The following is a 12,486-nucleotide window of genomic DNA, read 5'->3' as shown; positions in this document are numbered from 1 at the left end:
AATCTGGCCCGCTTTGTTGGCGTTAGCTGACTTAATTTTCCCATCATTGCCAAATTGAAACCATGACCACCTTCACCATTAATGAACGCGATCGCTTCCCTGCACAAAAAGTAGAAATCTCCGGCCGTTGGCTGTTTGGGCCGGGCCCCTCCAATGCCGATCCCAGGGTCTTGGCGGCTATGAGTTTGCCCCCCTTGGGACACCTTGATCCCGACTTTTTGACCTTAATGAACGAAACCCAAACCCTACTACGGTACACTTGGCAAACGGAAAACCAGATGACTATTCCCGTTAGTGGGACAGGTAGTGCAGCGATGGAAGCAACCCTGGCCAATACTGTCGAGCCTGGGGACGTGGTTTTAGTGGCAGTGAAGGGTTATTTTGGTAATCGTTTAGTGGATATGGCCGGACGCTACGGGGCCGATGTTCGCAAAATCACTAAGCCCTGGGGTGAAGTTTTTAACCTAGAAGAATTAACCACGGCAGTTCAAACCCATAAACCGGCTATTTTAGCGATCGTGCAGGCAGAAACCTCGACTGGTGTACGGCAACCGCTAGAAGGGCTAGGAGAACTGTGTCGTGAGCATAATTGTTTGCTCTTAGTCGATACCGTCACCAGTTTAGGGGCTGTTCCTCTGTTTCTAGATCAGTGGGGAATTGATCTGGCCTATAGTTGCAGTCAAAAAGGCTTGGGTTGTCCTCCGGGTATTGCTCCCTTTACTATGAGTCCCCGGGCCGTGGAAAAAATGCAGAATCGCAGTACCATTATCCCGAACTGGTATCTGGATATGTCTCTCCTCAGTCATTATTGGGGCAGCGATCGCACCTATCACCACACGGCCCCCATTAATATGAACTATGCTTTGCGGGAAGCACTGTATATCCTAGCCGCAGAAGGGATCGAAAATAGCTGGCAACGTCATCAAGAAAATGCGGAATTACTTTGGGACGGATTAGAAGCGTTAGGCTTAAGCTGCCATGTGGAGAAAGCTTTTCGTTTACCCACCTTAACCACAGTCAAGGTTCCCGATGGTATAGATGCCAAGGCGATCGCCACCAAATTACGCACCGAATACAATCTGGAAATTGGTTTAGGTCTGGGCGAATTAGCTGGTAAGGTTTGGCGGATTGGACTAATGGGCTATAACAGCCATCCCGAAAAAGTCCTGTTACTGTTAGGTGTCTTGCAAAAGGTTTTAAAACCCTAGTCATTTTTGACTAAATCTGTATCAGCAAGTTCTACAGAATGGGCGGATCTAAGGGGCGAAGGGTTCTTTCTCCGAAATGTCCTTAAAACCCCATTCAATGGAAAATGCTCAATTTAATCAGTCTTTTCGGGAGTTAAGCAGGCCGATTTTCTCTAGCAGGAAATAAGCCCAGCTTTGCCCCGTTTTTTCGCGTCAATCATTGTACTGTCAATCTGCGACTCATCTAGCACAGCTAAAACTGCTCTAACCAATCATAGATTCGATCTAAATCCTCTAGACTGATTAACCCATACTGCCAAAGAACCATCGGTAAAGAACCATGATGTTCTTCCACAGAGCGTTCAGCAACCGCTAAAGAATCTGGCGACAAAGCCAATTCTTCTTGCAGAAAATTGAGGAGCGGATATCTAGGATTAGCCACAGGGAGTATGCCGTTGGATTTGGTAAACTTCATTTTGAATTAACATTATTTAAATTAAAGGAAAACACTAGCCAGTCATGGAACTGTCTAAAGAGAAACCCGATTTCCTTTTCCTCACACCTGAAAAAATCTACAGTTATAGTGGCGACATTATATGGGTTTAGGGGTGACGACAACTCGGTTGATGTCCGATGCAAGGCCGAATACCCGAAAACAATATTGGTTAGCCCATCTCAATAGCAGGGAAATATGGATCTATCTTCCGATATACTATACGCAACTTTGTCTATTAAGATTCAGAAGAAATTCTTAAGTTTGTAAATCTTTACACCCAAATTTTAGGGCAAATTTACGGATTGGATGGTTAGGCGATCGCCAACGGTTAAATTGAGCACTTTTGCTTGTCCCTCGGCCAACTCAATGACTTGATCAATTTCTTTGAAGGGGCCATAAACAGGACAGGGATCACGATGACAAGGCGGAACATTGGGAAGAATTGCCTGGATCTGGCCTTGATAGAGAAAAATCATATCTAAGGGGATCAGCGTATTTTTCATCCAAAAACGGGCCACACGGGGCGGTGAAAAAGGAAATAACATACCGCGATTGGGGGCCAATTGAGTCCGATACATTAAGCCCATAGCCTGCTGTTCCTCGCTTTGAGCTACTTCCAATTCAATAACGCGATCGCCAATGGTCATAGTCGCAGCGATCGGCAATTGTTGTCCCTCGGATTGGGGTAATGGTTCTGAGGCAATTACCTGGGGAGGAACAGAAAATCGAGAGCTAAGAGGGCTACAGCCCCATAAAAATAGACCTAAAAAAAGGATCGTGAAATGACGTTTCAAGGCTTTAAAGTTTCTAAATAATAAAGGTGAATCAAAAAAAGAGCGAATTTTAATCCTAATCCAGTATCGGTTTGAATGTAACGAAAACTTCATCCATCCCTCAGTACATAGCCGACTCCCCGAACCGTATGAATCAAACGTTTTTGTCCCTCTGCTTCAATTTTGAGGCGCAGATAACGAATATAGACTTCGATGATGTTAGACTCTCCTTGGAAATCGTAGCCCCAAACATTATCTAAAATTTGCTCCCTCGTCAATACTTCGCCAGAATGAGCCATCAGGTATTTGAGCAATTCAAATTCTTTCATGGTTAAATCAATCCCTTTCCCAGAGAGAAAGAGACGACGGGCGGCTAGATCGAGAACAAGATTGGTAAATTGTAATTGCTCGGAAGGAGGTTCACTCGGTTGTAGGTAAAAGCGAACTCGTTGCAAAAAGGATTCGGAACGGTAAGGTTTCAGTAAATAATCGTTTGCCCCTGCTTCTAAACAGATAACCCGTTCTTCCACCGTTTCTTGCTCCACCAGCATTAACAAAATTCCCTGATAACCCTGTTGCCGTAGTTGACGACAGAGGTTAAGGCCGGCCTCCCCCGCCTGTACCCGATCTAGAATGATCATGGCGGGGCTAAAGCGTTCTAATTCTTGCCAGACCTGGGCAATCTTCATCAAAATGAGCGGTTTATAACCACCATCCTGTAGATCCGCCTGGGCTTTTTGGGCGAAAGACTCATCGGGATGAATCAGAAAAATATAGGGGGGAGAAAGCATGATCAAGAGTATCCTTGGCTATTTAGGGGAGGGGTAAATTTCAGTGACGACCCGTTCTGGCTGGTTACTAGTAACAATCACACTATTGTTTTGCAAAGAACCGATCGCTTTATCCCCAGTGAGATTAAATTTTACGCCTTTATTTTGCTGATAAATAATATTTCCCAGACCTTCAATGGTTTGAGCTTGCATATTCCAGGTGAGTTGATCGGCAAACAGTTGCGATTGATTTTGTTCACTTTGGCTTTGGGTTCCCCCTGTGAGCCAGGCCATATTTTGATTGAGATCGACTTTACCTTGATTTCCTGTCACCGTAATTTTATTCTGATAGTCTAAAATTTGCAGGGGTTGACTAGAGGTGACAATTCGGTCTTGATAATGCCATTCCAGTACTTTTCCGGCTAATTGCAGAGGCGGCTTGAGGGACTTAAATTCTAGATTGTCTTGAATCAAGACGATTTTTCGATCCAGTTGAATTTCGGCTTTCAAGGTTGTCACCTGATCCGTAATTTCTTTGCCCTTAAAACGCGAGATTTCCATGCGGCGATCGCTGATAATTTTGTGTTGAGGCACTAACCAACGCAATGCTTCCGTTTTGAGAGTCAGTTGTTTTTTCTCCGCCAGTCCGACAATTTTCCCCATCAGCGTCAGTTGTTGTTGTTGGGTATCATAGCTGCCCTCTTGGCTCGTGACTTCCAACTCAGGATGGTTGCCCTTGAGACCCTTACGAATGACCATGATCGATTCCTTCGGTCGCCATTCCACTTCTGGACTGCGAATCACCACTTTATTACGGGGATCAATGGCCAGAATATTATCTTGCAAGATCACTAACTCCCCATCTTGTTGAATTTCTCCCCGATCTGCTACCACTTTGAGAACAATTTTGCCGTTGTTATAAAGGTCGCCTTTAAGCTGAGAGAGTTTGGCATTTTTTCGATCCGGTGTATAGATAGCTTCCTGCACCTGGATTTTCCAGAGGGTTTGTCCCTTATTGTTACTCTGTTCCAAGGTAGCCTTATTTAGGGTTAAATGGCTCTCCACTGTTGGAGTACTACTAGGAGTCACTTTGACGGAAGGATCAGGGGGTTGACAAGCCGTTAGACCGAGCAACAGCAATGCTAACCCTAATCCCCATTGAGGACAATAGCGAGAAACAAGAGGACGGAAGAAGCTTAACAAGGGAGCGATCGCGGAAAAGGGGCGTTAGTATCCTAGCTTATTTCTCGTCTAGGATCGAATCTAGCGGGATTTATCGGCATCTAAAATCCCCATTGTTGCAAAGCCACCATAGGTCAGACTAGACTTTGGATTTTTTTGAATATCCTCTTTAATTTGGTCGAGATCAATATAGCGATCGGAAACATTAATTAAACTGTCGCTGGTCATGGAGCGCAGACTCACCACTTCAATCCTGGCTCCTCGGTAACTGACTGCATCCGCCGCATAGGCCAGATCACCATCGCCACTAACAATAACCGCCGTATCAAAGAAACCGACCAAAGCCATTAAATCCACAGCAATTTCCACATCTAGATTGGCTTTTTTAGAACCATCTGGTAATTGCACTAAATCCTTGGCGATCACGCGATAGCCATTCCGACGCATCCAGAGTAAAAATCCCTGTTGCTTTTCATTTGTCCGGTCAACGCCGGTATAGAAAAAGGCGCGTAATAGCCGAGAGCCAGAGGTTAAACGATGAAGCAGCTTGGTATAATCAATCTCAATGCCCAATTGTAAGGCTGCATAAAAAAGGTTAGAACCATCAATGAAAATAGCAACCCGACCACGATTTTCAAGTAATTGATCAGGGGTAAATAGCGGATCATTATCAAAATCTTCAAACATTTTAGTAAGCCTCATTGTTAAAAATTAAGTAAAGCGTTTTTAAAAGAAAATCGTAAGTTCTAAAATTATCTCAAAGATTGAGATTATACTAACAATTGCCGTTCTATGTATCCCTCCTAAGTGGGAGTTTGAGTCGTTGGCAATTCTAAGCGAACAAAAATGGGTTTAGCTTGATTAGGGGTTTTCGGAAGTAGAAAAGCTCCCCATTGACAATGAATCTCAAAATTAGCTTGGGGTAACAGTTCTGACCATTGGTTAAAATCTAAGGTAAACCCAAGTTGTTGATAAATAGCCGTACTGAGATCAGGGATGATGGGAGAGAGTAAGTAGGCCGCTAACCGAATAGATTCTAAAACGCTGTATAAAACGATTTCGACTTCCCGTTGCAATCCTTGTTTAAAAAGACTCCAAGGCGCAGTTTCATCAATATACTTATTACTAGCCCGTACTAAGGTAAAAATTTCTTCACAGGCCTGGGTAAAAGCCAAAGTATCGTAAGCTTCAATGACGCGATCGCCTAGGGTTTTGCCTAAGACGAAGAGAGCATTACCGGCCGGCAGATCCTGAGCCGTTAACTGAGGCCCTTGACCCTGACAGTATTTTTTGACCATTCCTAGAGTACGATTGAGCAAATTGCCGAGATCGTTAGCCAAATCTGCGTTGAGAATATTGATAAAACGGGTTTCGCTAAAATCCCCATCTCGTCCCAACTCAATTTCCTTGAGAAAATAGTAACGAACAGCATCGGAGCCGTAGCGATCAACCAACTCAACTGGATCAAGAGTATTGCCCAAGCTTTTACTCATCTTATGACCATCTTTGGTAAGAAAACCATGACCAAACACCTGCTTCGGTAGGGTCAAACCAGCCGACAACAGCATGGCTGGCCAGTAAACCGCATGGAAGCGCAGAATATCCTTGCCAATTAAATGTAGGTTAATGGGCCACCATTGGGCTAGGGCATTTTCAAGGGTAGGTTCTTGATCCGCCTCTAATAAAGCGGTTACATACCCTAAGAGTGCATCAAACCAAACGTAAATGGTGTGATTTGGATCACTGGGAACGGGAAAGCCCCAATCCACATTGACGCGAGAAATCGAGAAATCCTGTAACCCTTGGGTGACAAAGTTGAGAACTTCATTACGCCGACTTTCCGGCTGGATAAAATCGGGGTGTGTGGCGTATAGTTCTTCTAACTGGGTTTGGTAACGAGATAACCGAAAAAAATAATTTTCCTCGTCCCGCCATTCGGCCCGAAGATTAGGGTGCAAAGGACAGCAACCATCCGCCAGTAACTCTCGTTGTTCCTTAAATTCCTCACAGGCGACACAGTACCAACCTTGCTGTTGGGCTCCATAGATATCACCTTGCTCCCAGACTCTATTATAGAAGGCTTTAACGATTTCCGCATGACGTGGATTGGTAGTACGACTAAAGCGATCATATTGAATATTAAGTTTTTGCCAAAGTTGCTCAAAACTAGCCGCGATCGCATCACAGTGAGTTTGGGGGTTTAGTCCTTTCGCTTCCGCCGTTCGTTGAATTTTTTGACCATGTTCATCAGTGCCGGTAATCAGTAAAACAGAATAACCCTGGAGCCGCTTAAAACGGGCCACCGTATCCGCCACCATGGTTGTATAGGCACTCCCCAGGTGAGGTACATCATTAACGTAATAAAGTGGGGTTGTTAAAACAAATTTTTTCTTAGGGTTTAAAACAGGATCCATATACTAAAAAATAAAATGATCATTGAAGATGCTAAGGGCTACGTTATAACCCGATAGGTTTTCAACGCATCTAACAAAGATTTAAGCTATATCGTTATTAGCCTAATTGCGAGTGGGCGATCACAGAGAAACCTTAAGATCTTCTTAACAGTCAAAGACTATAGCGAATAAACGAAGCGTTTAAAAAGGGTAAATGTACGGAATAAAAATAATAGTTACCATCGAAATAAAGCGATTTTGCCTAGACCTTGGTTCTGGCTCTAGGCTTCTTCCCCTTCTTGAGCCTCTGGGAAAGATAACACGGGTAGGCGATCGCCACGAAAAACCTCTTCACTCATCTCTCCTAGTTCTACCAACGTCTTTGTTAAGCAAGGTAAAGCTCCTAGAGCTAACAACAAGGGAAAAGTAGCGCAACTCAGGCCAACTTGCAGAATAGGGGAAATTTTAGCCATACCATCAAAGATTAAATATTGGATGAAAAGCAATAGGGCCAGAGAGAATGCACCTATTGTAACAATTTTTTACAAATTTTGTGTAACACTTCGACGGCGAACAGCAATACCAAACTTGAAAAATTAGGAGGAGATAGCGGCGGTTAGAGGATCAAACGGCTCAACCCTAACACCAAGAAAGTATTGCAGCTATCACAGACAAAACGCTTGAGCCACTACATTAGAACACGACTTCCACCTCGAACCCTAATGGCAATGACTGCACTTAGGTTAAATTCTTTTAAGGAGTTTCTCGTTTTAGCCAGAAATTAGGGGAAACTCATGAAGGTGACACTTTGGAGGCCGACCATGCTGGATTCTAGTACTTCGATCGCAGCCATCTCTAATCTAGGCAGCAATCGGCTCATTGACCCTTGCATGTTAGCGGCCATTGATATTGGCACTAATTCTGTTCATATGGTCATTGTTCGTATTGACCCGATGTTAGCCACGTTTACCATTGTAGCCAGGGAAAAGGATACGGTACGACTGGGAGAAAGGGACACTAAAACGGGAGAATTGTCCTCATCGGCCATGGAACGGGCGATCGCCGCCTTAAAACGCTGTCATGATCTGGCCCTGAGTATGGGAGTGGATCACATTATTGCGGTTGCCACCAGTGCCACCAGGGAAGCCACGAACGGCAACCAATTCCTAGCTCGCATAGAAACGGAAGTCGGTTTACAGGTTGATTTAATTTCAGGTCAGGAAGAAGCCAGAAGAATCTACTTAGGTGTTCTATCAGGAATGGACTTCCAGAATCTTCCCCATATCATCATTGACATTGGTGGAGGTTCTACCGAAATCATTTTGGCCGATAGTCAGGAACCTCGTTTTTTGAGTAGCACTAAAGTGGGGGCGGTTCGTCTCACCCGTGATTTTATTCAGACCGATCCGATTAGTGTGACAGAATTTGTCAGTTTACGGGCCTATATCCGGGGGATGCTGGAACGGCCCATTGATGAACTGCGGCATTCTCTGCAAGCAGGGGAAACCGTGCGACTAGTGGGAACTTCCGGCACAATCGAAACCCTAGGAATTATTAACGCCCTGAATCAACAACGGGAAATCCCCAATCCTCTCCAGGGCTATCAGTTAACTCGCAAGGATCTACGGGACTGGGTGAAACGTTTGATGACTCTCAATTACGAGCAGCGTTTTGCCATCCCTGGACTGTCCGATAAGCGAGCCGAAATTATCCTCGCGGGTGCGGTGATTCTGCTCGAAGCCATGACCATGCTCAATCTAGATACCATTACCATCTGCGAACGTGCTTTGCGGGAAGGGGTCATTGTCGATTGGATGTTAACGCATGGATTAATCGGCGATCGCCTGCGTTTTCAGGGAGAAATTCGTCAACGTAGCGTCATGAAAATTGCCCATAAATATCGTGTCGATTTGGTCTATGGAGAACGAGTAGCCCAGTTTTCCCTCTCTATTTTTGACCAGCTACAGGGAGTTTTGCATCAATGGGGAGCGACAGAACGGGAATGGCTCTGGGCGGCGGCGGTTTTACATAATTGTGGCGTTTATATCAGTCACTCTGCCCACCATAAACATTCCTATTACCTCATTCGTAATGCTGAATTCCTGGGTTTTACCGAGATTGAATTAGAATTAATGGCTAATATTGCCCGCTACCATCGCCGCAGTAAACCCAAAAAACGTCACGAATCCTATATGAAATTATCAGAAATACACCGTTTAATGGTTCGTCAAATCAGTGCTATCCTCAGAATAGCGGTTGCCCTAGATCGTCGTCAAGCAGGAGCCATTCAACACCTGGATTGTAAATATGATCCTGAATATCGTAAGCTGCACTTACACCTTTTTCCGACCCAGGCTGAAGATGATTGCGCCTTAGAATTGTGGAATTTAGATTATAAAAAAGTGGTTTTTGAAGAAGAATTTTGTGTTAAGGTAGTTGCCACCCTCGCAGTCTCCTAAAACCTAGAACAATTTAACACTATTTTTCCTAAAATTACCCATTCAGCTTAATTCTATGCGTGTTGAAGTTTGTTGTCAGTCTTTGTTAGCTTATCTTTTGCCTGAAATTGATTCAGATCGAACGGGTCTTTGTATTGATGTGGGGGTTGGCACTTTTGCCTTTTACTGTGAAATCTTTGCTAAGTTAGGGTTTCCAACCATTGCAGTTGAGCCGTTGCCCGTAAATAAACTTCGTAAACTGAGCCAGCAATATGGCATTACCTTAATTGAAAGTTGTTTATCGGATCAAGACGGAATTCAATCTCTCTATCTCGGCAGTTTTGCTGGCTTATTTAACCATAATTTTAATTCCCTTGCGGCTGATTGGTTTGGCTCTTCTCGCAATTTTAAACCTGTCTCTGTCCTGTCGTTACCCACTTTTATTGAGAATATTAAGGCTCAGAAAATTACCATTTTAAAATTAGATATTGAAGGTTGGGAAGGGTGCGACCTTTAGTTGATAAAAGCTGTTGTAATCAGGGTTCTACAGGGAACCCATATTGATCAAGTTTTGCCCAAAATTGACTCCATCGTTCCTTGGTCAATACCAAAGCTCGTAGGCTCAAAATAATTCCTGCTCCTTTTTCCTTCCATCGCATCCCTGAACAACATAATCGTTGTTTGACCAACGTCTTACAAGCTGCTTCCGTAACACCTGAACCAATCGGATACTTTTTCTCTATGTATTCAGCATAATCCATTTGATGCTGATGATTCTCGTAATAAGTAATCGCCGCTTGTAGTTTCTCGGTAAGATTCTTAGAATGACTTTTTTCTTCTTTGACTTCTTTCATCAGATTTAGCAGTTCTCCTGCTTTTCCTTTTTCATGCTTGAGTTCTCGACAATTTTCAGTCAACCATTCTTTTTGTTTTGACACTGTATTAGGATGCAACGCTTCTGCCAAGGCACCTAAGTAACCAGAGGCATGATAGAAATCTAATATCTGTTCTTCCGTTTGCTTTTCTAAAAACTTCCAATTTGATTCTGCCCCGTCTGCTATCCCGACCAATGTTGCCTCTGGATAACGGTTTTTCGCTCGCTCAATTTCTCTTTCTAATCTTTCTAGAAAACTCTTTTTTCCATACTCTGGTGCCGCACCTAGATAGATTGTATGTTGACGTTCTCCCTCACTATCGTATAGGGAAACGGTTCCCACCATTGCTTCACGGTAGCCATCCTCACACATCAGCATACAGGTTCCATCTAATCCTATTCCCACTGTTGCAATTTGGCTATCCTCCTTGGGCGGGGCATAACTCCACGCTTCTTCTTTTGCCTGTACCACACTTCCTACTGCTTCACTCAATCTTTGGATATAGGATAGCGCTACTTTTCTACCATGATTTTCTAATAAATCATTTTTCACCTCTTTGCCTGCCATCCCTGACATTTTTGAGGATACCTGTTTTGCCAATAATGGCGTTGATGTTATGATTATCCTTGCTTCTCTTTCTAAGGGGCAATACGTTTTTCCTCCTACTGAACGCTGATATACATGACGATTCACTATAACCTCACCATAAGGTGTTTGATATTCTTTCGGTTGCTCTCCCTTACTCTTCCAGATTTCTTCACCGATTTTTAAGGGTGAACCATCTGTATCTAAATATTTCAAGGCTTCTTTGCTGGCGATGCAACCTACTTCGTTTAAGCCTTTTTGAATATTTATTTCTGTATCCAACATTGAACGACTGAGTTCTAATGTTAGTTCTATTTTTATCTTTGAACCCTCTACATTAATTAGTTTTGCTGTCATCATTGTTTCCTCTTTGTCACTTTTCATCCCATGTTAACACTTTTCTTTTCCTTCATCAACTAAAGGTCACACCCGTTGGGAATATAATGTCATTAAGCAATTACCGCAACTTAACCCTAAACTTTTGCCTCAAGTAATTATGTTTGAATATGGAGGAGGAGTCAATAAAAATCAAGGTCAGAAGGGTTGGTCAAAGGATTTCTTAGCAAAAACCCTACATTGTCTTGCCATCTTAAAAGACTGTGGTTATGGTTCTAGTTTAATGATTGATTTTGATCCCCAGAGTCAAGAGCAGTTTTTTGATCTTCAATGCCTTGATATTACTACTGATTCGTTATTTTCTAGCAATGCTGTCTATGGCAATATCATTAGTACCTTAAATGTGGAGTTAGATCAAGACGCGATCGCCTCAATCTGTCGTCCCTATCAGCGCGTCAATATGGTGGAATGGTTGGTTAATAAACTAGTTTCTAAGCCTGCTTAATCTCAAACACCTTAAATTTGCTTAGACTCACTAGATTTCTTGCACAATAGCGTTTGATCCCCCTAAATCCCCCTTAAAAAGGGGGACTTGTCCCTGAAATGTATCTAAAAAACTACAGTTCCTAAAATGGACATGGTTTAATTAAACTGAAGAATCTTATTCGCTTCAAAAGCTTGCCAATTTCCCTCAAAAAGTGGTTCAGAAGCAATAATAATTCCGTTTGGATAACCCATATCATTTTTTAACCAATAAAGGCTTGGGACTGGTTGACGATTGGCATAACGACAGGCGACGATCTGCTGACCATCACTAATGATCAGATTGGCGGAAAAATAGGTATGTTTCTGCTTGGCTAAGTCCGTTAAAATAGCGATCGCCTTTTCGACTGCCTTAAACAGGGAAAGATGGGGCGATTTTTGTAATTCATTGATTATCAACGCAAAAATATGTTCTGAATCCGTTGTTCCATGAATAAACTGATAACATTGATCACTTAATAGCTCTCGAATGGGACGATATAAAGTCGTTCGGAAATGATTAATAAAACCATTATGAATAAATAACAAATTTTGTTGACTAAAGGGCTGACAATTGCTTAAATCTACCGCCAACGGTGGTGTCGCACTACGGACATAACTCAGCCAGCAACCCGACTCAATGTAGCGACTGAGATGGGGCAAATTAATATCATTCCAAATGGGCAAAATATTCTTATAGAGATAGGATTGCTGATCTTGTCCATACCAGCCCAGACCAAAACCATCAGCATTTAATAAACCCGCCGTCATTTCCTTCGGCTGATAACTTTGTACAACCAGGGAGTGTTCTGGCTGATAGAGAAGTCGATCAAGTTGAATGGGTTTTCCCAAATACCCTAGCAAACGGCACATAGGCGATCGCGATTACGCTTTTTGAGAATAGAAACAGATGGCATCTTCACTGTGAC

Annotated in this window: 13 protein-coding genes; 4 read left to right on the top strand and 9 right to left on the bottom strand. The window is 43.1% G+C overall.

Annotation, left to right across the window (positions count from 1 at the left end):
- Positions 1–62: 62 nt before the first annotated feature.
- A complete protein-coding gene (locus KA717_18520; protein UXE64295.1) occupies positions 63–1,208 on the top strand; it encodes an alanine--glyoxylate aminotransferase family protein in 1,146 nt (381 codons plus the stop codon).
- A 232-nt stretch (positions 1,209–1,440) separates the two neighbouring features.
- On the opposite strand, the gene KA717_18515 is transcribed toward KA717_18520, so the two are convergent.
- From KA717_18515 to KA717_18485, 7 genes are all read right to left on the bottom strand, one after another.
- On the bottom strand, positions 1,441–1,662 hold the full coding sequence (locus KA717_18515) for a DUF2949 domain-containing protein (GenBank protein UXE64294.1): 222 nt from the start codon (positions 1,660–1,662) through the stop codon (positions 1,441–1,443).
- A 305-nt stretch (positions 1,663–1,967) separates the two neighbouring features.
- A complete protein-coding gene (locus tag KA717_18510) occupies positions 1,968–2,477 on the bottom strand; it encodes a DUF192 domain-containing protein (protein UXE64293.1) in 510 nt (169 codons plus the stop codon).
- Between the two features lie 89 nt (positions 2,478–2,566).
- Positions 2,567–3,247: a response regulator transcription factor gene (locus KA717_18505; GenBank protein UXE64292.1), complete on the bottom strand. Its 681-nt coding sequence runs from the start codon at positions 3,245–3,247 to the stop codon at positions 2,567–2,569.
- Positions 3,248–3,265: 18 nt separating this feature from the next.
- Positions 3,266–4,429 carry an LPS export ABC transporter periplasmic protein LptC gene (gene lptC, locus KA717_18500; protein UXE64291.1) on the bottom strand — a complete coding sequence of 388 codons (1,164 nt, stop codon included), beginning with the start codon at positions 4,427–4,429 and terminating at the stop codon, positions 3,266–3,268.
- Positions 4,430–4,489: 60 nt separating this feature from the next.
- Complete coding sequence (locus tag KA717_18495) at positions 4,490–5,095, bottom strand: NYN domain-containing protein (protein UXE64290.1); 606 nt, start codon at positions 5,093–5,095, stop codon at positions 4,490–4,492.
- A 116-nt stretch (positions 5,096–5,211) separates the two neighbouring features.
- A complete protein-coding gene (gene metG, locus KA717_18490) occupies positions 5,212–6,822 on the bottom strand; it encodes a methionine--tRNA ligase (protein UXE64289.1) in 1,611 nt (536 codons plus the stop codon).
- A 260-nt stretch (positions 6,823–7,082) separates the two neighbouring features.
- Positions 7,083–7,274 carry a hypothetical protein gene (locus KA717_18485; protein UXE64288.1) on the bottom strand — a complete coding sequence of 64 codons (192 nt, stop codon included), beginning with the start codon at positions 7,272–7,274 and terminating at the stop codon, positions 7,083–7,085.
- Between the two features lie 348 nt (positions 7,275–7,622).
- Here KA717_18485 and KA717_18480 point away from each other — a divergent pair, with 348 nt between their 5' ends.
- Together KA717_18480 and KA717_18475 are read left to right on the top strand one after the other, a co-directional pair.
- Positions 7,623–9,260 carry a Ppx/GppA family phosphatase gene (locus KA717_18480; protein UXE64287.1) on the top strand — a complete coding sequence of 546 codons (1,638 nt, stop codon included), beginning with the start codon at positions 7,623–7,625 and terminating at the stop codon, positions 9,258–9,260.
- An 82-nt stretch (positions 9,261–9,342) separates the two neighbouring features.
- Positions 9,343–9,756, top strand: a complete 414-nt coding sequence (locus tag KA717_18475) for an FkbM family methyltransferase (protein ID UXE64286.1) — start codon at positions 9,343–9,345, stop codon at positions 9,754–9,756.
- 19 nt (positions 9,757–9,775) lie between these two features.
- Here the strand turns inward: KA717_18475 and KA717_18470 are convergent, their stop codons facing one another.
- Positions 9,776–11,056, bottom strand: a complete 1,281-nt coding sequence (locus KA717_18470; GenBank protein UXE64708.1) for an ISKra4 family transposase — start codon at positions 11,054–11,056, stop codon at positions 9,776–9,778.
- Positions 11,057–11,180: 124 nt separating this feature from the next.
- On the opposite strand from KA717_18470, the gene KA717_18465 reads away from it, so the two are divergent.
- Positions 11,181–11,540 carry a hypothetical protein gene (locus KA717_18465; GenBank protein UXE64285.1) on the top strand — a complete coding sequence of 120 codons (360 nt, stop codon included), beginning with the start codon at positions 11,181–11,183 and terminating at the stop codon, positions 11,538–11,540.
- 137 nt (positions 11,541–11,677) lie between these two features.
- Here the strand turns inward: KA717_18465 and egtC are convergent, their stop codons facing one another.
- Positions 11,678–12,430, bottom strand: a complete 753-nt coding sequence (egtC, locus tag KA717_18460; protein ID UXE64284.1) for an ergothioneine biosynthesis protein EgtC — start codon at positions 12,428–12,430, stop codon at positions 11,678–11,680.
- Positions 12,431–12,486: the final 56 nt, after the last annotated feature.

Origin of the sequence: Woronichinia naegeliana WA131, assembly GCA_025370055.1 — a bacterium.
GTDB lineage: Bacteria > Cyanobacteriota > Cyanobacteriia > Cyanobacteriales > Microcystaceae > Woronichinia > Woronichinia naegeliana.
Note: the sequence above shows the minus strand (reverse complement) of the source record. Positions and strands in the feature narration are given on the sequence as shown.